Here is a 25388-nt window from a genome sequence, read left to right on the forward strand (position 1 = left end):
TTGCTATCTACAATTGTTGCATATATGCCCATGTTCCCCGCCATCCGCCAAATCCCCACTTTCCTGCTCTTAGCCATTCTGGCTGGGGTAGCGGTTGATTTGGCCTCTGCTGCTCAGGGGATTGCTCAGTACGGGAAGCCTAAATATGCAGACGGATTTAGCCATTTTGACTATGTCAATCCGCAAGCTCCCAGGGGTGGAACATTAATTCTGCCTAATCCAGATCGCCGTACCAGCTTTGATAAATTCAACCCTTTTACCTTGCGGGGTGTCGCCGCCCCTGGTGTGGCTCAGTTGATGTTTGAGTCTTTAGCGGTTGGCAGTGCCGATGAGGTCTCTAGTGCCTATGGATTGATTGCAGAAGATATCCAAGTAGCAACAGACAAGATGTCTGTCGTGTTTCGGATTCGTGCTGAGGCCAAGTTCTCAGACGGTAGCGCTATCTTGGCGGGTGATGTGAAACACAGCTTTGACACCTTGATGAGCTCACTGGCAAATCCGCAATTCAAAACCGTCTATGCCGATGTGAAGCAGGCAGTAGTCGTTTCTGATCGAGTAATCCGCTTTGACTTTAAGAATCGCAATCCGGAGCTGCCAGTAATGGTGGGTACCTTGCCTGTGTTCTCGCGCAACTGGGGCAAGAAACCCGATGGCACGATGACCCCTTTCGATAAGCTCACATTTGAATTGCCATTAGCTAGCGGCCCTTATGTGATTGAGTCTTACAAGGCGGGTAAGACCATGATCTTTAAGCGCAACCCAAACTACTGGGCTGACCAAGGCGGTAAGACTCTCAATGTTCGCGTCGGTTTTTATAACTTTGATCGCGTGAACTACAAACTTTATAGTGATGATGCAGTTCGCCTAGAAGCCTTTAAGGCAGGGGAGTTCGATGCTTTAGTGGAATACCGCGCTAAGAATTGGGCGAAGAGTTATGTGGGCCCTAGGTTTAATGATGGCACCCTAGAAAAGAAGGCGTTCTTAAATCACAATGGTGCAGGTATGCAAGGCTTTGCTATGAATGTGCGTCGACCGATTTTTCAAGATCCACGCGTACGTCAAGCTTTGGGTTATGCGCTCGACTTTGAGTGGCTCAATCGCCAACTCTTTTTTGAGCAATACAGTCGTATCAATAGCTATTTCACGAACAGTGATTTGAGTGCTAATTTCGATGGCTCACGCAAGCCTACTGAAGCGGAATTGAAATTACTCAAACCGTTGAAGGCGCAATATCCAAAGTGGGTGCCTGATGCAGTCTTTGGCCCGATGCCTGCAGCACCTTCCACTGTGTCGCCGGATAGCTTGCGTCAGAACCTTCGTAAAGCGCGTGACTTATTGGCGCAGGCTGGTTGGCAATACCGAGATGGCGCCCTACGTAATATGCAGGGCGAGCCTTTCCGTTTTGAGATGGTCGAAGACGGTCCATTTTTCTTAAGAGTGATTTCATCCTACGTACGTAATTTAGAGAAGCTGGGTATTCAGGTGGATATTCGGACAAGTGATTTTGCTTTGCATCAGAAGCGCATGGACGAATATGACTTCGATATGACTACCATTCGTTTTCCGGATTCTCAAAGTCCTGGCAATGAGCTGTGGGATCGCTTTGGAAGTCAAGCCGCTAAAGAAAAGGGTTCTGACAATGTGATTGGGGTTCAGTCTCCGGTAGTTGATGCCTTGGTAGATGCTGTTGTTAAAGCCCAAACCCGTGAAGAATTGCGTGCTGCGACTAGGGCCTTAGATCGAGTGCTATGGAATAGTTATTACGTGATTCCCCAGTGGTACAACCCGACCCACCGAATCGCGTATCGTAAGGAGATGCGCTACCCAGAACCTCCTTTATATTACAGTGCTGAATCTTGGATTTTGCTCAATTGGTGGAAAGAAGGGGCGCGCTAATGCAGGGGCAAATGTGGTCGTATATTTTCAAGCGCGTGCTTTTAATGATTCCTACTTTGCTAGGGGTGTTAACTCTCACTTTTGCAGTGGTGCAATTTGTGCCGGGTGGTCCGGTTGAGCAGTTGATACTGGAGCTAAAAGGTAAGGGTGATGCCGCTGTCAGTGGTGCGGAGTCTTCTGGTGGTGGCAGCAATTATCGCGGGCGTCAAGGAGTGGATGCAGAGCGTTTAGCCGAGGTCAAAGCCTTGTATGGTTTTGATAAGCCTCCAGTAGAACGCTATTTCATGATGCTTAAGCGTTTTGCGCAATTTGATTTGGGTGAGAGCTACTACCAGCACCAAAGTGTTTGGCAGTTGGTGATTTCAAAATTACCAGTGTCTATCAGTATTGGTCTATGGACCTTCTTCTTAACCTACTTAGTATCGATCCCCTTGGGCATTGCTAAGGCAGTCAGAGATGGTTCGCGCTTTGATGCTATTACCAGCACCATGATTTTGGTGGGTTATGCCATTCCTGGATTTGTCTTAGGTGTCTTGCTGTTGGTGATCTTTGGCGGCGGTAGTTTCTTGCAAATCTTTCCTCTTCGAGGGCTGACTTCGGATAACTGGAGCGAGCTGAGCATGATGGGTAAGGTGATGGATTATTTATGGCACCTCGTGTTGCCAATCACTGCATCTGTTTTGGGTAGTTTTGCCGTAATCACGATGCTCACCAAGAATTCATTCTTGGAAGAAATTCGTAAGCAGTATGTTTTGACGGCCAGAGCAAAAGGCCTCACAGAGAAGCAGGTTCTTTGGAAACACGTTTTCCGTAATGCCTTGCTGCCTTTGGTAACGGGCTTCCCGGCGGCATTTATTGGTGCCTTCTTTACCGGTTCACTCTTGATAGAAACCTTATTTTCTCTGGATGGACTCGGCTTACTCTCCTATGAATCAGTGATGCGCCGCGACTACCCAGTAGTTTTTGGAACGCTCTATCTATTTACGCTGATTGGCTTGTTTACTAAGTTAATTTCTGACCTTTGTTATGTCTACATTGATCCGCGCATTCAGTTTGGTGCAGGGGGTGGGTCATGAGTCGCTGGTATCGCTTTAAAAACAGCCGCATGGGTTATGCCAGCCTCTGGATCTTCATGGTGTTGTTTGGCCTCTCCATGTGCGCTGAGTTTATTGCAAATGACAAGCCATTAATCGTGCGCTATCAAGGCAAGTTTTATTTCCCGATCGTAAAGACGCAACCAGAACGAGTCTTTGGTGGAGACTTTGCTACCCCAACCGATTTTTTAGACCCCGATATTCGGCACAATATTACGAGCGATGGCAATTGGGCGATTTATCCCCCTATCCCTTATAGCTATGAAACTCTGAATTACTTTTCAAAGGTGCCAAATCCCGCGCCACCATCTTTTGATAACTGGCTAGGTACCGATGATCGTGGGCGCGATGTCTTGTCACGTCTCATTTATGGATTCCGCTTATCGATTTTGTTTGGCTTGGCACTCACCATTGTGGGCGTGAGCGTGGGCATCATCACCGGCTCTTTAATGGGCTTTTTTGGTGGTAAGTTTGATCTCATCTCTCAGCGCTTAATTGAGATTTGGTCTGCTATGCCAGAGCTTTATTTGCTTATTATTTTTGCCTCTATCTTTAACCCCAGCATTTGGCTCCTCATTATTTTGTTGGCAGCTTTTGGTTGGATGGGTTTATCAGACTATGTGCGTGCAGAGTTCTTCCGTAATCGCGCTCTCGAGTATGTGCGCGCTGCAAGAGCTTTGGGATTAACCAATTTACAAATCATGCGTCGCCATATTCTTCCCAATAGCTTGACGCCAGTCATTACCTTTCTTCCCTTCAGAATGAGTGCGGCGATTTTGTCGCTGACGAGTTTGGATTTCTTGGGCCTAGGTGTTCCGCCTGGAACCCCTAGTCTTGGAGAGTTACTCTCGCAAGGCAAGAGCAATTTAGATGCGTGGTGGATTTCACTATCGACCTTTGTGGTCTTGGTGGCGACTTTGCTCTTATTGACATTTATGGGTGAAGCTTTACGCGATGCCTTTGATTCTCGTAAGGCTAGCAATATGAGTGGAGGGCGCTCATGAGTAGTGCAACCAACTCAAACAAACCGGCCACCCCATTGCTGCGCTATGAAGACTTCTCCATTTCCTTTGGCTCTGGACGTCGTGAGAAATTTGCCGTTAGCCATCTTGATCTAGAGATTGGGGTAGGTGAACGGGTTGCTTTGGTAGGTGAGTCGGGTTCTGGAAAAACACTTACTGCACTTGCCCCGCTAAGGCTTGAGCCTGAAGGTGCTAAAACTTCTGGGCGGATTTTATGGAGTGGCAATCAAGCTAGCGCCACACCTGTCGATCTATTGACGCTGCCGATACAAGATATTCGAGACATTCGTGGTCGTGAGATTGCGATGGTGTTTCAGGAGCCCATGACTGCGCTCAACCCTTTATTTACAGTAGGCAATCAAATCGTCGAGGCGGTGCAGGTATATCAACCTCTGATCTCTAAGGCAGACTGCATGTCTGCGGCGATTGATTTACTCAAAAAGACAGGTATTCCCGAGCCAGAAAAACGCTTTCACTCTTACCCCCATCAATTGTCTGGCGGGCAACGTCAGCGAGCGATGATTGCGATGGCTTTGGCTTGCAAGCCAAGATTGCTGATTGCGGATGAGCCTACAACCGCGCTTGATGTGAGCTTGCGTTTGCAGATATTAGATTTACTTAAAGAATTGCAAGAAGAATCTAAAGATCATGGCGGTATGGCCATATTACTCATTACGCATGATCTCAATTTGGTAAAGCACTTTGCTCAGAGGGTTGCCGTATTAAATCAAGGCAATCTCATGGAGGTGGGGTCGACCAAGCAAGTGTTTAATCATCCCGAGAATGCGTACACAAAAGCCCTGGTCAATAGCGAACCCGTGCGTGGCCTAGCACCGGTCATGCCTTTGGCGCCAGTGTTATTGAAGGTAGACAATTTATCGGTTTCTTACCCGGGCACAGAATCTGCTGCTTGGTTTAAAAAGCCTGCACGTAATCTGGTTTTACGTAAGGTTGGTTTTGAACTAAAGCAAGGTCAAACCATTGGCGTCATTGGTGAATCTGGCTCCGGCAAAACCACTTTAGGAATGGCCGTCTTAGGTTTGCTGGGGGACTCTTCTGCAGAAATTACGGGCGATGTAGATGTGCTTGGTAATGATTGGCAAAAATTAAAACCTGCAGAACGTCGCGCAATGCGCTCAAGTTTGCAGGTGATTTTTCAAGATCCGTTTGGCTCACTTTCTCCGCGCATGAATGTGCTGCAAATTGTTTCGGAAGGGTTGGATGTTCACTTTCCTAAATTATCTATGGCAGAGCGTGAGTCCCGCGTTTTAGATATTTTGCGAGAAGTCGGCATTGATCGTTCCGCCCTCATGCGCTACCCCCATGAATTTTCTGGTGGCCAAAGGCAGCGTATTGCCATTGCCCGCGCCTTAATTTTGAAGCCACAGATTTTGGTGTTGGACGAGCCGACTTCGGCGCTGGACGTTTCAATTCAAAAACAAGTGCTCGCCCTGCTCACTGAGTTGCAGAAAAAATATAACCTGGCCTACTTGATGATTAGCCATGATTTGGCAGTTATTCGGGCAATGTCCCATGAGGTGATAGTGCTTAAAGCAGGTCGGGTAGTAGAGTTCGGTGATACGGAAACCCTCATCAAGCATCCTCGTCAAACCTATACCAAAGAGCTTTTTACGGCCGCTGAACTGACTTAGAGTCTTTTAGAAATAGGCCCTATAAAGCGCTAAATTGGTGCATTCATGCCCAATAATGGTAAATATTGTATTGAAAACAATGAGTTAGCCCAAGGGCTAGCATTTGGTTAAATGATGCTTCTTTGTTAGAATGAATAGATGTCCTTTCAAAAAGACCTCCTACTACGCGTAGTGAAGCAAATGCCAATGGCTACGCTGATTGCATTCGCAATCGTTGTGAATCCAGTAATGGCCTTAGATGCCGCTCCTGATTCTGCAAAAGAATCTTCTGCTGAAGTTCTCAAAGACGCTCCCAAAGAAAGCATGTTCCAAGCGGGCAGGTCTTACTTTGCCCGCGTATCGGATCGCTTGGCTGACTCCGTCACCGTTAAATCAGATGAGTTGATAAACCGCGCAATGGAAGTGATTGGCGTGCGATATCGCTGGGATGCGGAGTTGCCGCAATCGGGTTTAGACGGCAGTAGTTTTGTTGGTTATGTCTTTAAAGACAAGTTAGGTTTTTTATTGCCACGTAAATCCACTCAAATGAGTCGTGTTGGCAAGCCTATTACTCGCGAAGAATTGCAGCCTGGTGATTTAGTGTTCTTCAACACCATGCGTTTAACTTTCTCCCATGTCGGCATTTATGTCGGCGACAATAAATTTATTCACTCGCCATCTAAAGGCACCAGCGTGCGCGTAGATGATCTTGGTAGCCTCTACTGGGATAAGCGTTTTGATGGTGCGCGCCGTTTAGATGGTAGCGACAACTTGGGTGATGCAGAGCGTCAAGAGCTGTTGAATGAAGTGAATAAGTTGAAACGTAAGTCTCGTAACCTTTAATCCCGGACTCCTAAATTTCCATTGAGCTAAGCGAGCGTATGCTCCCTCAGCCATTCTCTTAGTGCTAAATCAATCCTAGTCTGCCAGCCAGATCCCGATGCTTTAAATGCTTCAATTACATCACTGGATAGACGAATAGTTGTTGAGATTTTGGTGGGCAAAGCTTGAGCCCCTCTGAGCTTGCGAGAGGCTAATTTAGCTTGTAGCGACTGTGGCAGATCTTGAAATGTTTTCGATTTCTTAAACTCTTGAGCTGACCACTCGAAGTTTTCATCATCTATCTTGGATTTGTTTTTCATATTCAGTGAGCTCCCGCTTGTTTGCCTTTCTAAAGCTAATGACTCGTATTCCCTTTTCGGTTTCAGTAAAAACCAACGTGTGCAAACGACATCGTAAAAAACCAATTGCCCGTATTCTTATTTCGCCATAATCCTTGCGTTCGTCTATGGATAATCTTGCACCCTCAAATTCAAATTCAATCACATCCTCAAATGAGAGATTGCGTTCAATCAAATTTTTTCTGTTTTTAGAGCGATCATAAGTAATTTCCATACATCTGATTGTAGTTACAATCAGATGTATGGAAATATACCATGCTTATGAAATGGGGATGTAGGACATCAATAGCGCTCGAATGAAGTGGGCGGGCTTAAGCGCAATTCTCGCAACCTTTAATTGCTTTAGAAGCTGGCTGCTAAACCAATCGAAGTTCCTCGGACATTCTGTCCAAATTGATACCGAAATACCAATCGCACCCGGCTAAACATCGGATCTGATGCACTACGATCGACCTCCACGCCGGTACCTACGGAGGAAAGGGAGTCAAACCCAAGGGCGCCTCGAAGTTGACCCAGAAACTCAGTATGAGCCACTTCAAAGACGGCGCGCAAAGGTCTCTCTAATACGGTTAGTGGAGTCGGGTATCGAGCACGAGCCCATAAACCTAAGCTTTGTGAATCTGCGGAGCCTTGAACGGCGGCTGAGCTATCAAAGGTATTGGTGGCGATATTGGTGTAGCGAAGTTCCACATCGTATTCACGTTCAGGTTTGTAGTCCTCATAATCCAACATGAGTGATCCACCAAGCCCATAAGCATTCATGCGGCCACCGTTTAAGAATTGCAGATCAATTCCCTTTTGGTTATTGAGGTAGCGACTTGCCAGAGACAGGTCGCTCTCAATATGGCCTAGCATGACGTTGGCAATGGGGCGGATACGTAAGGTATCGGTAAGCGGGAAGTCCCAACCAATGCCGCCAGTTCCAGTAATGCCATTCCAGTGGACGGGTACAGTGACACCCGTGTTAGCAATGCCATCTGTAAATGTGGGGTTGTAACGATTGACGGCAATTGTGCCTTCAAGATAGAGTGGAAAGTTTGCGCTAATGCGATCGCCGCCACCCAAAGAAATCATTTGCAAGTTTGGATTGTCGCCACCTTTATCGGTGATCGAGAGCGACCCAGTGGTGATATCTGGAGTGAGCGAGTAACCCGTGATAGTCATGAAGGCATCGGTACGCTTCTTAAGGTAGTTATTGGCTGCCGTTGAGAATTGGCCGCTCTGCGCATAAATGGGATGCGCTTGCACGCTGAGTACCAGCATGAGCAAAACCTTAAGAAGAGTGGGGGTGGATTTCATAAACAATTGCACTGAATCCTAAATCAATCACTTCCACTTGGGAAGTTAGCCTTAGAGCTAGCCTCGAAGCTTTTCTTTCAGGGCGGCCATCTGCTCTTGGGCTGCTACTTCGCCTGCCAGGATCGCAGCATTTCTGGATCTGAAGTCGCCACTACTCATTTGTTTGAGAAGGGGGGTTATCACAATGTCAGCGTTTTTGAGCTCGTACTGGTTAATGCTTCTTTGCATGATTGAGATGGTTTGCTGCATGATGCCGAAAGTTCCGCTGGCATCTTGATGAACGGGTTCCGATGAGATGTTGACCGCAATCACTAGGGTTGCACCCATCTGCCTGGCATAACTTACTGGGACTGGCGCGACTAAGCCGCCATCCACATATTCTTTGCCACTAATGACGGCCGGCTGAAAGACGCCAGGGACACTGCATGAAGCGCGCACTGCTAGACCGGTATTACCAGAGCGAAATAAAACACCTTTGCCTGATTGCAGTTCGGTAGCTACAACCCCTAGTGGGATGCGCATTTGCTCAATCGATTTGTTTTGTACTTCACGGTTCACCATGTTCTGCAGGGCATCCCCTTTGATGAGGCCGCCAAATCTTCCCGCGAACGGTAATCCCCAGTCCGCAATAGTGGCTTCATCCAAATTTAAGGCAAGTCGGTTGAGTTCGTTTCCGGTGGCGCCAGAGGCAAGTAATGCGGCAATAACGCTACCAGCACTGCTGCCAACCACTATATCGGGTCGGATGCCTTGAGCCTCGAGCGCCTTAATAACTCCCACATGGGCAAAGCCACGGGCAGCGCCGGCTCCTAAGACAAGGCCAATAACAGGTTTGCGACTGCTCATTAAGCTGCATCCAGCTAGACTTGAACCCCCAATGAGAGTCCCCAAACCAAGACTAAAGCCCAAAAAACGGCGCCTTGCATCGGTTTCGAAGGGTGTAGATGGGTTTAGGGTTGTAATTTCATGCATATAGCTATTGTATTGAGCCTCCCTTATAATGAACGAATGGTGAGCGAAAAAGACTTCGTTTCAGCGGGGGTAGCTCTCCGATACGTAGATTTTCGGAGATGAATTGCCCGTAGTAGCTAAAAGTGCCACCAGAACACCACCAACCCATTACTGAAATACATTTTTTATACCCTCGTCAGGTCATTACCTGATAGCCCGAATTTTATGGATGATCACAATAAACGCGTAATTGAAACAGCCCTCTTGTGCGCGCAAGAACCACTAACAGTTGCTGATCTCACGCGCTTATTTGTCGAAGACATTGCGGTTGGCGAGATTGATGATGCTCTATTAGAGCTTCAAAAAGCCTGGGAAGATAAAGGTATGGAGTTAGTCCATATCGCAACCGGCTGGCGTTTCCAAAGCCGTTTAGCGATGCGCGAATATCTCGATCGTTTGACACCAGAAAAGCCACCAAAGTATTCTCGTGCGGTGATGGAGACTTTGGCAATTATTGCTTATCGTCAACCAGTCACCCGTGGTGAGATCGAAGAGATTCGTGGTGTTGCTGTGAGTAGTAATGTCATGAAGCAATTGGAAGATCGTGGCTGGGTTGAGGTGATTGGCCACAAAGAGACTATCGGTCGTCCTGGCTTGTATGCCACTACTAAACAGTTCCTGGATGACTTAAGCCTCACCAATTTGCAAAGCTTGCCAATGCTTGAAGATGCTGCGCCGATGGCTGCGGCTGAGCAATTGGGTCAAGCGGTAATGGAGTTTGATCCAAGCGCTACTGTAGAAACAGTCATTGAGTTAGACGAAAACGGTCAACCCCTGATTCAAACAGAGAGCGAAGAAATCACTGAAGTAACTGCAGAAGAATTAACTGCGGAAGAAGTAACGCACGAAACAATGGAAGAAGTAGAAGAAGTTACCCCAGAGTCTGAAGAAAAATCAGACGAACAAAAATAATTATTAATGACAAGTCCCAACGAAAACGATTCATCCCCGATAAAACCAACATCGGATATTTCCCTTAGCTCTGAACCTCGCTCCGGCAACGCCGATGGTGCGAAGACTGAAGGGCGCGAGGGTGAACCACGTCGCCCACGCCGTCAAGGCGCTGGCGCTAGTAAGCATCCTTTTAATAAGAAGCGCCCATTTAATAAAGATCGGCCGCGTCGCGAGGGTGCTGAATCTAATGGCCCACGTGAAGGTGGAAACAATCAATCCGCTAAGCTTGCACCCAACCCAGCAGAAAGTGATGCTCTGTTCGCGTCAGTGGTTTCTGGTGAGTTCGATGCTGCTTTGGATGCACCTGAAGCGCTTGAAACAAAAAACCCTGATGGCGTGAATGAGAATGAAGTTTCTCATCAGACTGGTGCTGAGCGTCGTGCGCAACGTGTGCGTCATGACGAAGACGCAGATATGCCTAGCGATGATGAGATGAGCAGTTTGCAATTTGCAAACATCGATGATTTACCGCTCAGCTTGCGTGATGAAGTGTGGTCAGACTTAGATGGTTTAGACGACGACGCTGACGATGAAGACACTGTGAAGTTACATAAGGTGTTAGCTGATGTCGGCATGGGATCGCGTCGCGATATGGAGGACTTGATTATTCAAGGACGCGTATCTGTGAATGGCCTACCTGCTCACATTGGCCAGCGTATTGGCCCAACCGATCAAGTGCGCATTAACGGTAAGCCCGTGCATCGCAAGATTCAGACTAAGCCACCACGCGTCATCATGTATCACAAGCCTTCAGGCGAAATCGTGAGTCAGTCCGATCCAGAGGGTCGCCCAACCGTATTTGATCGATTGCCAAAGCCACGTCAGGGACGTTGGATTGCAGTAGGGCGCTTGGACTTCAATACTGAAGGTCTATTGTTGTTTACGACATCAGGCGAGTTAGCAAATCGCTTAATGCACCCTCGCTACGGTGTCGAGCGTGAGTATGCCGTTCGTATTTTGGGTGATCTGAGTCAAGAAAATACGGCTCAATTAAAGAGCGGTATTACCTTAGATGACGGCCAAGCTAAATTCTTACGTCTTTCTATGGGTGGCGGGGAAGGTGCAAACCGTTGGTACCACGTTGCTTTGACTGAAGGTCGTAACCGTGAGGTGCGCCGCATGTTCGAAGCAGTCGGGCATGTCGTCTCTCGTTTGATTCGTACTCGTTATGGCATTTTCTTGTTGCCTCCACGCTTGAGGCGGGGAAAATGGGAGGAGATTGAGGCCGGCGGCATCTATAACTTGATGAAGTTTGCGGGTTTGAAGATGCCTCAGCCACAAGATAAAGGTCGCAATCCAAACTCACAGGGTCGTGATCGTCACTCCACTCCAAGTGGTGATTTTCAGCCAGATCCAATGCAAACCTCAGTTTCTTATTGGGGTTCACGGGATGCTTTAACCCAGGCTAGTGGCCACGGTGCTCTAACCCATCAAGGTCGGGGCGACAAGCCTGCTGGCGGTCGTGGTGGTTCAGGCGAAGGTCGCGGTCCTTTCCGGGGTCGCACTAATGCTGGCAGACCTGGGCAGGGATCCGGGCAAGGCGGCCAGGGTGACCAAGGAGCTCAGGGACAGAATCGCAATAAAGGCAAGAAAGTCCACCATGGCCAGTCTGCTTTTGTGACGGCAAGCCCTCAAAGCCCAGGAAATGGCCCTAAACGGGGCGCGCCAAAAGGGCGTAAACCCTTTAATAAAGGACCTAGAAAACCTCGAAATCCTAGCGAAAGCTTCTGATTTTGATGAATTTTCCTCTAAATCGGCTATAATTTTGGACTTACAGCAGTTTGCTGCTGTTTTGGGTGGTTACCGACTGATGTTGCGATCAACGTAAGTCGGCCTGTTCTGAATTTCGAGAATATGGGCTTTGAAGCCCATTTTTTTTTGCCGTTTTGGATTGAAGGGTTGTTGTGAAAGATCAGCGGATTATTTCTGCGGAAGTAGAAAACTTAGGGTACACGCTAGTGGATATTGAGCGTGAAGCCGGCGGTTTGCTGCGTGTCACGATAGAAAACCCGGATTATGAGCGCTTGATTAATGTCCAGGATTGCGAAAAGGTAAGTCACCAGCTGAGCTATACATTGCCAGTGGAAAACATTCCCTTTGAGCGCCTTGAGATCTCTTCTCCTGGTCTAGATCGCCCTGTGAAGTCAGCGGCTGATTACGAGCGCTTCTCTGGAATGGAAGTGGATTTGAAATTGCGTGTTGCCGTTGGTGATCGCAAGAAGTTTCGTGGTGTGTTGCAAGGTTTGCTGAGTGGTGAGTTGGATTCACCTGACGCGAAATTTGGTTTGTTGTTTGAAGGTGCCGATGGCGCCGAGTCTCAATTGGAGTTTTCTTTAGCCGAGGTCGATAAGACTCGGTTGGTCCCTGTTATTGATTTCAAAGGAAGAAAGTCATGAGCCGAGAAGTTCTCATGTTGGCAGACGCCTTAGCGCGTGAAAAGAACGTAGATCAAGCGATTGTGTTTGAGGCGCTAGAAATGGCGTTGGCATCAGCCACTAAGAAGCGTTACCCGACAGAAGATGTGGATATCCGTGTATCGATTGATCGTGAGTCTGGAGAATACGAAACCTTCCGTCGTTGGTTGGTTGTTCCTGATGAAGCGGGTCTCCAAGAGCCGGATAAAGAAATTCTGCATTTTGAAGCTTTAGAGCAATTCACCGACATGGAAGTTGGTGAATTCATTGAAGAGCAAATCGAATCTTTAGCTTTTGGCCGTATTGGCGCTCAAGCTGCTAAGCAAGTGATTTTGCAACGTATTCGTGATGCTGAGCGTGAGCAGATTTTGAACGACTACCTTGAGCGTGGCGAAAAAGTCATGACTGGTACCGTGAAGCGTGCTGACAAGAACGGTTTGATTATTGAATCTGGCCGTGTTGAAGCCTTGCTGCGTCGCGATCAAATGATTCCTAAAGAGAACCTCCGTTCTGGTGACCGCGTACGCGCTTACATTCTCAAAGTAGATCGTGAAGCCCGTGGTCCACAGATTGAGCTCTCACGTACTTGCCCAGATTTCTTGATTAAATTGTTTGAGAATGAAGTTCCAGAGATGGAGCAGGGTTTATTGGAGATTAAGGGCGCGGCTCGTGATCCTGGTATCCGCGCAAAAATTGCTGTGATTACTTACGACAAGCGTATCGATCCAATTGGTACTTGCGTTGGTGTTCGTGGCACCCGCGTTACTGCAGTGCGTAACGAAGTGGCTGGCGAAGCAGTGGATATCGTGTTGTGGTCTGAAGATCCTGCGCAGTTTGTGATCGGCGCTTTGGCTCCAGCCCAAGTATCTTCCATCGTGGTTGACGAAGAGCGTCACGCCATGGATGTGGTGGTTGATGAAGAGAACTTGGCAATTGCAATTGGCCGCAGCGGACAAAACGTTCGTTTAGCTAGCGAATTGACTGGTTGGCAGATCAACATCATGACTCCAGAAGAGTCTGCTGAGAAAACTGAAAAAGAAGCTGCTTCTGTACGTCAATTGTTTATGGATAAATTGGACGTGGACCAAGAAGTTGCTGACATCCTGATCGAAGAGGGTTTCAACACATTGGAAGAGGTTGCTTATGTACCCCTTTCTGAAATGTTAGAAATCGATTCTTTTGATGAAGACACAGTAAATGAATTACGTACTCGTGCACGTGACTCCCTCTTGACCATGGAATTGGCGAAAGAAGAGCGCGTTGGCGAAGTCTCACAAGATTTACGTTCCCTCGAGGGAATGACCACTGAATTGATTGCTAAGCTTGCTGACAATCAAGTTCATACCCGTGACGACTTAGCTGAACTGGCTGTTGATGAGCTAGTTGAGGCGACACAAATTGACGAAGAAACCGCGAAAACGCTCATCATGAAAGCGCGCGAACATTGGTTTACTTCATGAGAGGAAGTAGTGCATGGCAACAACAGTAAAAGTACTCGCTAAAGAATTAAAACGTACCGCGCCAGACCTTCTGGAGCAATTGAAGGCGGCCGGTATCGAAAAAGGTTCTGAAGACGACAGCATTACCGAAAAGGACAAGACTGTCCTGCTTGAGCATTTGCAAAAAGAGCATGGCAGTGCGGATACAGGTAGTCGTAAAAAGATTACTTTAATCAAGCGCGAAAACTCGGAGATTCGTCAGGCGGATTCCGCTGGACGCACTCGTACAGTTCAGGTTGAGGTTCGCAAAAAACGCGTGCTAGTTAAAGCAGGAGACAAAGCTCCTGAAGAGGCTCCGGCTGAAGTGGTCAAAGAGGCTGCTCCTGCGGCTCCTACCAAACCAATTCTGTCGGCTGAAGAGTTGGAGAAACGCGCAGCTGAAGCAACTCGCCAAGCTGAGTTATTGGCTCGTCAAGAAGCGGAAATGAAAGCGGCAGAAGATGCTCGTGAAAAAGAAGCGGCTGCTGTTGCTGCCGCTGCAAGCGTGGCTGAACCAGCCCTTGAAAAAGTAGCTAAGTCGGGTGACGAAGCGTCTGCTGCTGCAGAAGTTGCAGCAAAAGCGGCTGATAAAAAAGCACAAGCTGATAAGGCCGCCAAAGATATTGCTGATGCCAATAAGGCACAGTTGGCTGATATTACCAAGCGTCGTGCCGCCGCTGAAGCGGAAGCTTTAGCGATTCGCGACATGATGAGTGCGCCTGCACGTGTTCTCAAAGCACCAAGTGAAATTGCTGCTGAAGAAGCTAAAAAAGGTACCTTGCATAAACCTGCCAAGGTTGAAGGTGCAGACGACAAGAAGAAAGTGGTTGCTAAGGTTGGTGGCAAGACGATTAAGTCTGCAGAGACTTCATCTACCTGGCAAGAAGAGGGCGCTAAGAAACCTAGCGGCCTTAAGACTCGTGGCGACAGCTCTGGTGGTGTAGGTGGTTGGCGTTCAGGCGGCGGCAGAAGAAAGCAGCGTCAAATTGCAGAAGCCAACGTTGATACCAACTTCCAAGTTCCAACAGAAAAAGTTGTGCATGATGTTCATGTTCCCGAAACGATTACTGTTGCGGAGTTAGCTCATGCAATGGCTGTGAAGAGTGCTGAAGTAATCAAGCTCTTGATGGGTATGGGTCAGATGGTGACGATCAATCAGATCTTGGATCAAGACACTGCAATGATCATCGTAGAAGAAATGGGCCATACAGCCCATGCTGCTAAGTTAGATGATCCAGATTTAGATCTCGGTATTGCTGGTCACGATGCGGAATTGTTGCCACGTCCACCAGTAGTGACGGTGATGGGTCACGTTGACCACGGTAAAACATCTCTACTCGATAAGATTCGTGCTGCAAAAGTTGCTACTGGCGAAGCCGGTGGTATCACTCAGCATATCGGCGCTTATCACGTTGAAACTCCACGCGGCATGATTACCTTCCTGGATACCCCAGGTCACGAAGCCTTTACGGCAATGCGTGCTCGTGGTGCTAAGGCAACCGATATCGTGATCTTGGTTGTCGCGGCTGATGACGGCGTGATGCCACAAACAAAAGAAGCGATTCATCATGCGCAAGCAGCGGGTGTTTCTATCGTGGTTGCAATCAACAAGATTGATAAGCCTGAAGCCAATTTAGAGCGCGTTAAAACTGAACTGGTTGCTGAGCAAGTGGTGCCTGAAGAATACGGTGGCGATGTGCCATTTATTGGTGTCTCTGCAAAAACAGGTGACGGCATTGATGCATTGCTCGAGAACGTTCTATTGCAAGCTGAAATTTTGGAGCTCAAAGCGGCTAAAGATGCTCCTGCACAAGGTCTTGTCATTGAAGCGCGTTTGGATAAAGGCCGTGGTCCTGTTGCTACTATTTTGGTTCAGTCTGGCACGCTCAAGCGTGGCGATATGTTGTTGGCTGGTTCAACCTACGGTCGCGTTCGTGCGATGTTGGATGAAAACGGCAAAGCATGCAATGAAGCTGGCCCATCTATTCCGGTGGAGATTCAAGGCTTATCCGAAGTTCCTGCAGCTGGTGAGTCAGTACAAGTGGTTCCTGATGAGCGTAAAGCGCGTGAGATTGCCCTCTTCCGTCAAGGTAAGTTCCGCGATGTGAAGTTGGCTAAACAGCAAGCATTCAAACTCGAAACCATGATGGAAAACATGGAAGAGGGCGCTATTGAAGCGAAGTTGTTGCCCCTCATTATTAAGGCCGACGTACAAGGTTCTCAAGAGGCTCTGTCACAGTCATTACAAAAGCTATCTACTGCAGAGGTGAAGGTTCAAATCGTTCACGCAGGAGTGGGCGGCATTACTGAAACTGATGTGAACTTAGCAGTTGCCTCTAAGGCAGTCATTATTGGCTTTAACTCTCGTGCGGATGGTGCAGCACGTAAGTTGGCTGAGAACAATGGTGTGGATATTCGTTATCACAACATTATTTATGACGCAGTGGATGAAGTGAAAGCAGCCTTAAGTGGCATGTTGACGCCAGATAAGAAAGAAGAAATCACCGGTATGGTGGAGATTCGTCAAGTCTTCTTGGTATCTAAAGTTGGCGCGATTGCTGGTTGCTTGGTACTCGATGGTGTTATTAAGCGTAACTCCAGTGTTCGCCTCTTGCGTGACAACGTGGTTATCTGGACTGGTGAGTTGGATTCACTTAAGCGCTTTAAAGATGATGCGAAAGATGTTCGTGCCGGTGTTGAGTGTGGCTTGTCATTAAAAGGCTACAACGACATCAAAGAAGGCGATCAACTCGAAGCGTTTGAAGTGACTGAAGTTGCCAGAACACTCTAAGAATCATTAAGTCCATGCATAAAACTAGCCCTCATCGTAACCAGCGTCTCGCCGATCAAATTCAGCGAGACCTGGCTGAGCTGATTCCTCGTGAATTGCGTAGTCCAAGCTTGGGTTTAATTACTTTACAAAGTATTGAACTCACGCCGGATTTGGCCCATGCAAAAGTATTCTTTACTGTCTTGGGTGCTGAACCTGCGGTTGCATTGAAGGCTTTGCAGGATAAGGCGGGTTATTTGCACTCTTTGTTGTTTAAGCGTTTGCACATTCATACTGTGCCCACTCTGCATTTCCACTATGACAGTTCTGTTGAGCATGGCATCGAAATGTCTCGCTTAATTGATCAAGCGGTGGATAGTGATCGCAAAGACGAGAGCGCGTAATAGCCATGTCTGTACGTATCGACGGCGTAGTCCTGCTTGATAAGCCTGCTGGCATGAGCTCGCAAGGTGCAGTTACAGCCGTAAAGCGTGCATTTAATGCAGAAAAAGCAGGGCATACTGGTACCTTGGATCCAATGGCAACGGGCTTGCTCCCGATTTGTTTGGGTGAGGCTACAAAATATTCACAAGATTTACTTGAAGCAGATAAGACTTATATTGCTCAGGTGAAATTTGGTCAGCGTACCGATACTGGTGATGCTGAGGGTCAAATCATTGAAGAGTTACCGCTCCCCGTATTTGCAGATGAAGTTGCCATGAAGTTGGCACTGGAATCATTGTTACCCGCATTTAGTGGCCCCATTAGTCAGATTCCGCCTATGTATTCCGCGCTCAAGCGTGATGGCAAGCCTTTGTATGAATATGCTCGTGCCGGCGTTGAATTAGAGCGCGCTCCACGAGATATTACGATTCATGCAATTCGTTGGACTAACTTTAATTGGCCAGAAGCAACATTGGAAGTGAGTTGCAGCAAAGGTACTTATATCCGCGTGTTAGCGGAAGATATTGGCAAGGCTTTGGGATGTGGTGCGCATTTAGTTGGGTTGCGCCGCACTGAAGTGGGCCACCTTACATTGGACCAGTCCTTTGCACTGGAAAGTATTCAAAAAGGCTTGCAAGATAGCTCTAGCTATATCTTGCCAGTCGATGCGCTCTTGCAAACATTGCCACACCTCACGGTGGATGAGCAGCAAGCAAAGCGTTTAGAGATGGGGCAACGAGTCCCGCTCAATATCCCCTCTATTGAAGCACTCGTTCGCATCTATCGTGCTACGGCTGCTCCCCACAACTTTATTGGCACTGGTGATTGGCGCTCGGGTGTTTTACATCCTAAACGTTTGATTTCTTCAGCACATTAAATATTTTTGACTTATTAATTCATTAACCTTAATTAACCCTACTCTTAACTTTAGAAGCTTCACATGACTAAACGCGCACTCCGTAATATCGCCATCATCGCCCACGTTGACCACGGTAAAACTACTTTGGTTGACCAACTCTTGCGCCAATCTGGCACATTCCGCTCCAATGAAAAAATGACCGAACGCGTCATGGACTCAAACGACTTGGAAAAAGAGCGTGGCATTACTATTTTGTCCAAGAACTGTGCAGTTGAATACGACGGCACACATATCAACATCGTTGACACACCAGGACATGCTGACTTCGGTGGTGAAGTAGAGCGTGTGCTCTCCATGGTTGACGGTGTATTGCTCTTGGTTGATGCGGTTGAAGGCCCAATGCCACAAACTCGCTTCGTGACTAAAAAAGCCTTGGCTTTGGGTTTGAAGCCAATTGTGGTGATTAACAAGGTTGACCGTCCAGGTGCACGTTGTGACTACGTGATTAACGCTACATTTGAGTTGTTTGACAAACTTGGCGCTACTGAAGAGCAGCTCGACTTCCCAATCATCTACGCATCAGGCTTAAACGGCTATGCAGGCACTACAGAAGATGTTCGTGAAGGCGATATGCGCCCATTGTTTGACGCTGTACTGAAATACGTACCTGTGCGTGATGACGATCCAGATGGTCCTTTGCAGTTCCAGATTTCTTCAATCGATTACAACAGCTATGTCGGTAAGATTGGTGTTGGTCGTATTAGCCGTGGCCGCGTAAAGTCGGGCATGGAAGTGGTTTGCATGAACGGACCTGATGGCGTGCCATTCAAAGGTCGTATCAACCAAGTATTGAAATTTAAAGGTTTAGAGCGTGAAATCGTTGACGAGGCAGTTGCTGGTGATATCGCTTTAATCAACGGTATTGAAGAGTTGGCAATTGGTACAACAGTTTGCGCTGTGGATAAACCAGATCCATTGCCAATGCTCAAGATTGATGAGCCTACTTTAACCATGAACTTTATGGTGAACACCAGCCCATTGGCCGGTCGTGAAGGTAAGTTTGTTACTAGCCGTCAGATTCGTGAGCGCCTTGATCGTGAATTGAAAGCCAACATGGCTTTGCGCGTAAAAGAAACTGATGATGACACCGTATTTGAGGTATCAGGTCGTGGTGAGTTGCATTTGACTATTTTGGTTGAAACCATGCGTCGTGAAGGCTATGAGATGGCGGTTTCCCGTCCACGCGTAGTGTTCCACGAAGAGAATGGCGTCAAGATGGAGCCGTACGAAAACTTAACGGTTGACGTAGAAGATGCTACTCAAGGTTCCGTGATGGAAGACTTAGGTAAGCGTAAGGGTGAGTTGCAAGATATGGTGAGTGACGGAAAAGGTCGCACCCGTCTTGAGTACCGCATTCCTGCGCGTGGCCTGATCGGCTTCCAAGGCGATTTCATGACTATGACTCGTGGTAATGGCTTGATGAGTCATACATTTGATTCTTATGCTCCAGCGAAAGACGGAATCTTAGGTGAGCGTCATAACGGCGTATTGATTAGCCAAGATGATGGCGAAGCAGTTGCTTACGCTATTTGGAAACTGCAAGATCGCGGTCGTATGTTCGTAAAACACGGCGACCCTGTGTATGAAGGCATGGTGATTGGTATTCATAGTCGTGACAACGACTTAGTTGTGAACCCGATTAAAGGTAAGCAATTAACCAACGTACGTTCTTCAGGCACTGACGAAGCAGTTCGTTTGGTAACCCCAATCGATTTGACTTTGGAATACGCTGTGGAATTCATCAGTGATGATGAGTTGGTTGAGGTCACTCCGAAAAGCGTGCGTATCCGTAAGCGTTATTTGAAAGAGCATGACCGTAAGAAAGCTTCCCGCGAGTAATATCGCTGAGTTGCTTCACTGAGTCGCTTTAATCAGTCACGCTGTTAGCTAAATAAGAGTCACCTTTGGGTGGCTCTTATTTTTCCTTAACGCCAATATTCCTAAAATCTGAGTAAATTATTCATTTCATGCTGCCATCTATTGAACAACGCCTTGCCCAAGAGTTATCCGCTAAACCGGCTCAAGTAGCTGCTGCTATCGCCTTAATGGATGAAGGGGCTACAGTTCCTTTTATTGCCCGTTATCGTAAAGAGGCTACTGGTGGGCTGGATGACACGCAGTTGCGATTGCTAGAAGTGCGTTTGGCTTATTTGCGTGAGCTCGAGGATCGGCGTAAAGCAATTGTTGCCTCCATTGAAGAGCAGGGCAAGATGACGCCAGAGTTGCTCAAGGCAATCATGCTGGCTGAGGATAAGACGCGCTTAGAGGATCTCTATCTTCCGTATAAGCTCAAGCGTCGCACTAAGGCGCAAATTGCCCTAGAAGCTGGATTAGAGCCCTTGGCAAATGATTTATTAGCAAACCCCATGCTCGAGCCAGAGCTTGAGGCGGCTAAGTACCTCAAAGAGGCATTTACTTCTGATCAAGGCGATAACCCAGGAGTGGCTGATACGAAAGCCGCTCTAGAAGGTGCCCGTCAGATTTTGATGGAGCGTTTTGCTGAAGATGCTAGCTTGGTGCAGTCACTTAGAACCTATTTGCAAGAGCATGGCGTCGTGGAGTCCAGGGTGATAGCGGGTAAAGAGCAAGAGGGTGAGAAGTTTGCTGATTATTTTGATTACGCTGAGCCGATTTTGGCAATTCCATCGCATCGCGCTTTGGCTTTGTTTAGAGGCCGTCGCGAGCAGATGTTGATGGTGAATTTACGCCTCGATACCGAAGAAGAAAAACCCAAGTGGGATGCGCCCCACAACCCTTGTGAGTCTCGCATCGCTAATCAGTTCAAAATTAAAAATGAAGGTCGTCCTGCTGACCAGTGGTTGTCCGAGACTGTGCGTTGGACTTGGCGTATTAAGTGCTCCATGCATTTAGAGTCTGAGCTGATGAGTGCTCTGCGTGAGCGCTCTGATGCCGAAGCGATTAACGTATTTGCTCGCAATTTAAAGGCTTTGCTCTTGGCTGCGCCTGCCGGCCCTAAAGTGACCATTGGATTAGATCCTGGCATGAGAACCGGGGTGAAGGTTGCCGTTGTAGATGCGACTGGCAAGGTGGTAGATACCGAAGTCATTTATCCACATCAGCCGAAGAATGATTGGGCTGGTTCTTTGCATACGCTTGCCAAGTTGGCAGAAAAGCACAAAGCGACCTTGATCTCGATTGGTAATGGCACCGCATCACGCGAGACCGATAAGCTAGCCCAAGATCTCATCAAGGCTAGGCCAGAACTCAAGCTCACCAAGATTGTTGTATCTGAAGCGGGTGCATCGGTTTACTCAGCCTCTGAGTACGCTTCCAAAGAATTGCCTGGCATGGATGTCTCCTTACGTGGCGCAGTATCGATTGCGAGAAGATTGCAGGATCCGCTGGCGGAGTTAGTCAAGATTGATCCAAAGTCCATTGGTGTGGGCCAGTATCAGCATGATGTGATGCAGACCCAGTTGGCAAAGTCTTTGGTGGCGGTGGTAGAAGACTGCGTGAACGCGGTTGGTGTAGATGTGAATACGGCTTCAGCCCCTTTGCTAGCTAGGGTTTCAGGCCTGAGCAGTACGGTTGCTGAAGGGATTGTTAGCTATCGTGATAGTAATGGCGCTTTTCAGACGCGCGCAGATTTGCGTAGCGTGCCTCGCTTAGGTGAGAAGACTTTTGAGCAGGCTGCTGGCTTCTTACGCATCATGAATGGCACTGATCCTTTAGATGCTTCCGCTGTTCATCCAGAATCCTATCCCTTAGTAGAGAAGATTCTGAAAGATATTAAAAAGGGCGTTAAAGAGGTGATTGGGGATTCAGCAATCCTCAAAGGCCTGAGTCCTGAAAAATATGCTGATGAAAAGTTTGGCGTGCCAACAGTTACTGACATCATTAAAGAATTAGAAAAGCCAGGACGCGATCCTCGGCCGGAGTTTACGACCGCAACCTTTAAAGATGGCGTAGAAAAAATCAGCGATCTGAAAGCTGACATGATTTTGGAAGGCGTTGTGACTAACGTCGCAGCTTTTGGTGCATTCGTCGATATTGGCGTTCATCAAGATGGCCTTGTGCATATCTCTGCCTTAGCCAACACCTTCGTTAAAGATCCACATACCGTAGTGAAGGCGGGGCAGGTTGTTAAGGTCAAAGTGCTAGAGGTGGATGAAAAGCGTAAGCGCATTGCACTAACTATGCGGCTCTCTGATGAGGCTCCTAAAGTTGCTCTAGGCGCGAAACCCGAGCAAAGAGCAAATCGCCCAAGTGACTCAAGAGCCCCAAGATCCACAGAGACTAGAAGGCCTCAGGAAGATCGACGTAGCGCGCCACCAATCAATAATGCGATGGCGGACGCTTTACGTAAATTGAAGGGGTAGCTCACTGCGAGTGAGGTTATTTGGATGCCTCCAAAAAATGTAGTAACATTGATACATTAACAATGTATTATTTGGGGGTTTATATGATTACTACTTTTTCAAGTCGAGAATTCAATCAAGATACAGGGCGGGTAAAAAAAGCTACAGAAGCAGGTCCTGTTTTTATAACCGATCGGGGTAGGCCTGCACATGTCTTAATGACGTTCATGGAGTATCAGCGCGTTACAGGAAAAAAGAAAAACATCTTAGATCTTGTGGGTATGAGGGGTGCTGGAGAGATTGATTTTGAACCTGCGAAAATATCGAGCTTCACAAAACCAATCTCGGATCTCCTTTAATGTATTTGCTTGATACAAATGTAGTTTCAGAATTTAGAAAGCTGAGCAGCGGTCAAATCAATTCAAATGTTAAAGAGTGGGCAGAGGAAACCGATCCTGAGCTCATGTTTCTTTCGGCTATATCAATCCTTGAGTTAGAGATTGGAGTCTTGCAAGTCGAAAGAAGGGATAAAAAGCAGGGGCAAGTCCTAAGAAAGTGGCTGAGTAAACATGTTCTGCCAGCTTTCTCAGAAAGGGTATTGCCCATCGATTCGCCCGTTGCACAACGTTGTGCGAGTCTTCATGTCCCAAACCCTAAATCAGAAAGGGATGCCATGATTGCGGCTACTGCGATTGAGCATCGCATGACGATCGTCACAAGAAATGTAGCTGACTTCAGTAGCTCAGGTGTCAAGGTTTTTGACCCCTGGCGGTAAGATTGGTTTTACTGATGTCTTGAAAGCATCAACAGCTTTTCTACACCAACGGGCTCCTCTCTGAGGAGCGGCAGAACGGCATAGCGCTTGGCGTAAGTGTTTGCGACCAAGTCAATTTCATGCAATTCGTTTTGCGCCCGTTTTCTCAAGAGTGGGGAGTGCGGATTAGATGCAGCCACACTGTTATTAATCACCCAAGCCCAAGGTTCGATGCCAGCTCTACGAAGATCGGCTTGTAGATTGGCCGCTTCTAATACGGGGGTAGTTTCTGCAAGGGTTACTAAAAGTACCTTTGTTTGTTTGGGATCTTGCAGTTGCATCATTGGCGTGGTGAAGTGCGTATTGGTTTTACCCATCTGACGCTCAATATCGCGATGATATGAGCCCGTGGCATCTAGCAAAAGCAATGTATGTCCTGTTGGTGCGGTATCCATTACGACAAACTTCTTGCCTGCCTCACGAATGATTCTTGAGAAGGCTTGGAATACCGCAATTTCCTCTGTGCAGGGAGAACGCAAATCTTCTTCTAACAATTTACGACCAGCATCATCTAACTTGGCACCCCGGGTCTCCATGACATGCTGTTTATATCGCTCAATTTCAGCATGGGGATCTATACGGCTAACGGACAAGTTATCCATAGTGCCATTGAGGGTTTCATTAATGTGCGCTGCTGGGTCGGAGGTTGTTAGATGTACAGCGAGACCACGATGGGCTAGTTCTACTGCGACAGCTGCTGCTAAGGTAGTTTTACCCACACCGCCTTTACCCATAGTCATCACTAGACCATGACCATCTTTAGCAATCTCATCTACTAGTGTTGATAGATTTGGAGCATTCAGTGTGATGGGTGTGAATTTAGATATATCAGGCACAGGCACTTGATCTTTGAGTAGTAAATGCAAAGCATCTAAACCTACGAGATTGAATGGCTTTAATTCGATGATGTCGGTTGGTAGAGCTTTAAGTACATCAGGAATGGCGCTAAGCACTTTTTGTTCTCTGGCATAAATCGCCTGCGCCAATGGGTCTTGGGCAGCCTCGCTTTGAGGTAGCACACCATTGATCACGAGATTCTGTTTGGATAAACCAATGCCCGCTAATTCATCATGGGTGCGAGCGGCTTCACGCAAGGTAGAGGCTTGTGCTCTAGCGACCAGTATTAAACGGGTGCGCTCTGGATTGGCCAGAGCATCTACTGCCTCTTTGTATTGCGCACGTTGTTTCTCTAAGCCGGCCAGAGGACCAAGGCAGGAGGCATCGCCTTTACCTTCCTCTAGAAAACCACTCCAGGCGCCAGGCAACTGCAACAAGCGAATGGTGTGGCCTGTAGGTGCTGTGTCGAAAATAATATGGTCGTATTCAGTGGTTAACGCATCATCAGTGAGGAGCGCAGTGAATTCATCAAAGGCGGCGATTTCTGTAGTGCAAGCGCCGGAGAGTTGCTCTTCAATGCCCTTGACTACGGCGTCTGGCAGTTTGCCTCGTACAGGCCCCACAATGCGATCTCTGTAGAGTTGGGCCGCGGCTTGTGGGTCAATCTCTAGTGCAGATAAATTGGCAATTGCCGGAATAGCGGTGATGTGGTTCCCAATATTGACCCCAAACACTTGACCCACATTGGATGCTGGATCAGTGCTCACAAGCAATACTCGCTTGCCCGCTTCAGCCAATTCAATGGCACTTGCACAGGCAATGGAGGTTTTCCCAACCCCACCTTTACCCGTGAAGAATAAAAAGCGTGGAGGTGAGTTTAAGAATTGCATTGAGATAGCCTTATGAAATTAACAGCGCTTACTTCCGGAGCAACAACTTGATGCAGGTTTTGCTTCATCTACTGATTGAATAATTCCAGCCCAACGAGATAGTTCAATGCGGTTGGGGTATCGACCTGCTAATGCCATTTCACCGTCGACCAAAATTAAGGGAAGGGCTTCTGCACCAGAGCGCTCTAAGAATCCGCCAACGGTTTTGTTCTCGACAAAAGCCATAGGCTCGGAGGATAAGTTAAAGCGACTAATCTTGGCACCATTTTGCTTGGCCCACTCCACATCAGCAGAGAAGGTAACCAAAGCCTGGTCAACATCCACTCCGCATACACCGGAGCTACAGCACATTGCTGGGTCATACACTTGAATGGTTTTCATAAAACACTCCTTATTGATCTGATCAGTCTATTCT

The 25388-nt window shown here is 47.7% G+C and carries 22 protein-coding genes; 16 read left to right on the plus strand and 6 right to left on the minus strand.

Annotation, left to right across the window (positions count from 1 at the left end; translation table 11 throughout):
* Positions 1-24 precede the first annotated feature (24 nt).
* From ICN12_RS07480 to ICN12_RS07500, 5 genes are all read left to right on the plus strand, one after another.
* Complete coding sequence (locus ICN12_RS07480) at positions 25-1896, plus strand: extracellular solute-binding protein (protein ID WP_216271881.1); 1872 nt, start codon at positions 25-27, stop codon at positions 1894-1896.
* Between the two features lie 11 nt (positions 1897-1907).
* The gene (locus ICN12_RS07485; protein ID WP_216271882.1) at positions 1908-2972 is read left to right on the plus strand and encodes a microcin C ABC transporter permease YejB; all 1065 of its coding nucleotides are present in this window, start codon (positions 1908-1910) and stop codon (positions 2970-2972) included.
* Positions 2969-3994 carry an ABC transporter permease gene (locus tag ICN12_RS07490; RefSeq protein ID WP_216271883.1) on the plus strand — a complete coding sequence of 342 codons (1026 nt, stop codon included), beginning with the start codon at positions 2969-2971 and terminating at the stop codon, positions 3992-3994. Before ICN12_RS07485 ends, ICN12_RS07490 begins: the two co-directional genes overlap by 4 nt.
* Positions 3991-5664 (plus strand): ABC transporter ATP-binding protein, encoded by a 1674-nt coding sequence (locus tag ICN12_RS07495; RefSeq protein ID WP_216271884.1) that lies wholly within the window; start codon positions 3991-3993, stop codon positions 5662-5664. The genes ICN12_RS07490 and ICN12_RS07495 overlap by 4 nt, the downstream gene beginning before the upstream one ends.
* Positions 5665-5802: 138 nt before the next feature.
* Positions 5803-6486 carry a C40 family peptidase gene (locus ICN12_RS07500; RefSeq protein ID WP_255537751.1) on the plus strand — a complete coding sequence of 228 codons (684 nt, stop codon included), beginning with the start codon at positions 5803-5805 and terminating at the stop codon, positions 6484-6486.
* 26 nt (positions 6487-6512) lie between these two features.
* On the opposite strand, the gene ICN12_RS07505 is transcribed toward ICN12_RS07500, so the two are convergent.
* From ICN12_RS07505 to ICN12_RS07520, 4 genes are all read right to left on the minus strand, one after another.
* Positions 6513-6785: a BrnA antitoxin family protein gene (locus ICN12_RS07505; protein ID WP_216271885.1), complete on the minus strand. Its 273-nt coding sequence runs from the start codon at positions 6783-6785 to the stop codon at positions 6513-6515.
* The gene (locus tag ICN12_RS07510; RefSeq protein ID WP_216271886.1) at positions 6760-7038 is read right to left on the minus strand and encodes a BrnT family toxin; all 279 of its coding nucleotides are present in this window, start codon (positions 7036-7038) and stop codon (positions 6760-6762) included. Before ICN12_RS07510 ends, ICN12_RS07505 begins: the two co-directional genes overlap by 26 nt.
* 128 nt (positions 7039-7166) lie before the next feature.
* Positions 7167-8087 carry a hypothetical protein gene (locus tag ICN12_RS07515; RefSeq protein WP_255537752.1) on the minus strand — a complete coding sequence of 307 codons (921 nt, stop codon included), beginning with the start codon at positions 8085-8087 and terminating at the stop codon, positions 7167-7169.
* Between the two features lie 93 nt (positions 8088-8180).
* Positions 8181-9095, minus strand: coding sequence for a patatin-like phospholipase family protein (locus tag ICN12_RS07520; RefSeq protein ID WP_216271887.1), 915 nt, complete (start codon positions 9093-9095; stop codon positions 8181-8183).
* 204 nt (positions 9096-9299) lie between these two features.
* Here ICN12_RS07520 and scpB point away from each other — a divergent pair, with 204 nt between their 5' ends.
* The 11 genes from scpB to ICN12_RS07575 all read left to right on the plus strand — a co-directional run bounded on the left by scpB (position 9300) and on the right by ICN12_RS07575 (position 23207).
* Positions 9300-10046: an SMC-Scp complex subunit ScpB gene (gene scpB, locus ICN12_RS07525; RefSeq protein WP_216271888.1), complete on the plus strand. Its 747-nt coding sequence runs from the start codon at positions 9300-9302 to the stop codon at positions 10044-10046.
* 6 nt (positions 10047-10052) lie between these two features.
* Positions 10053-11819 (plus strand): pseudouridine synthase, encoded by a 1767-nt coding sequence (locus ICN12_RS07530; RefSeq protein ID WP_216271889.1) that lies wholly within the window; start codon positions 10053-10055, stop codon positions 11817-11819.
* A gap of 173 nt (positions 11820-11992) precedes the next feature.
* A complete protein-coding gene (gene rimP / locus ICN12_RS07535) occupies positions 11993-12484 on the plus strand; it encodes a ribosome maturation factor RimP (protein ID WP_216271890.1) in 492 nt (163 codons plus the stop codon).
* Positions 12481-13962 carry a transcription termination factor NusA gene (gene nusA / locus ICN12_RS07540; RefSeq protein ID WP_216271891.1) on the plus strand — a complete coding sequence of 494 codons (1482 nt, stop codon included), beginning with the start codon at positions 12481-12483 and terminating at the stop codon, positions 13960-13962. The genes rimP and nusA overlap by 4 nt, the downstream gene beginning before the upstream one ends.
* A 13-nt stretch (positions 13963-13975) precedes the next feature.
* On the plus strand, positions 13976-16771 hold the full coding sequence (infB, locus tag ICN12_RS07545; RefSeq protein WP_216271892.1) for a translation initiation factor IF-2: 2796 nt from the start codon (positions 13976-13978) through the stop codon (positions 16769-16771).
* A gap of 14 nt (positions 16772-16785) precedes the next feature.
* A complete protein-coding gene (gene rbfA / locus ICN12_RS07550) occupies positions 16786-17154 on the plus strand; it encodes a 30S ribosome-binding factor RbfA (RefSeq protein ID WP_216271893.1) in 369 nt (122 codons plus the stop codon).
* A 5-nt stretch (positions 17155-17159) separates the two neighbouring features.
* Positions 17160-18071 carry a tRNA pseudouridine(55) synthase TruB gene (gene truB, locus ICN12_RS07555; RefSeq protein WP_216271894.1) on the plus strand — a complete coding sequence of 304 codons (912 nt, stop codon included), beginning with the start codon at positions 17160-17162 and terminating at the stop codon, positions 18069-18071.
* A gap of 63 nt (positions 18072-18134) precedes the next feature.
* Entirely contained in the window at positions 18135-19952 is a 1818-nt protein-coding gene (typA, locus tag ICN12_RS07560) for a translational GTPase TypA (protein ID WP_216271895.1), read from the plus strand.
* Between the two features lie 128 nt (positions 19953-20080).
* Positions 20081-22453 (plus strand): Tex family protein, encoded by a 2373-nt coding sequence (locus tag ICN12_RS07565; RefSeq protein ID WP_216271896.1) that lies wholly within the window; start codon positions 20081-20083, stop codon positions 22451-22453.
* A gap of 83 nt (positions 22454-22536) precedes the next feature.
* Positions 22537-22791: a type II toxin-antitoxin system Phd/YefM family antitoxin gene (locus ICN12_RS07570; protein WP_216271897.1), complete on the plus strand. Its 255-nt coding sequence runs from the start codon at positions 22537-22539 to the stop codon at positions 22789-22791.
* Positions 22791-23207 carry a type II toxin-antitoxin system VapC family toxin gene (locus ICN12_RS07575; protein ID WP_216271898.1) on the plus strand — a complete coding sequence of 139 codons (417 nt, stop codon included), beginning with the start codon at positions 22791-22793 and terminating at the stop codon, positions 23205-23207. The genes ICN12_RS07570 and ICN12_RS07575 overlap by 1 nt, the downstream gene beginning before the upstream one ends.
* 8 nt (positions 23208-23215) lie before the next feature.
* Here the strand turns inward: ICN12_RS07575 and arsA are convergent, their stop codons facing one another.
* Together arsA and arsD are read right to left on the minus strand one after the other, a co-directional pair.
* Positions 23216-24973: an arsenical pump-driving ATPase gene (gene arsA, locus ICN12_RS07580; RefSeq protein WP_216271899.1), complete on the minus strand. Its 1758-nt coding sequence runs from the start codon at positions 24971-24973 to the stop codon at positions 23216-23218.
* Between the two features lie 18 nt (positions 24974-24991).
* Positions 24992-25354: an arsenite efflux transporter metallochaperone ArsD gene (arsD, locus tag ICN12_RS07585; protein ID WP_216271900.1), complete on the minus strand. Its 363-nt coding sequence runs from the start codon at positions 25352-25354 to the stop codon at positions 24992-24994.
* Positions 25355-25388 lie beyond the last annotated feature (34 nt).

It is taken from the genome of Polynucleobacter sp. AM-25C3, assembly GCF_018882335.1.
GTDB lineage: Bacteria > Pseudomonadota > Gammaproteobacteria > Burkholderiales > Burkholderiaceae > Polynucleobacter.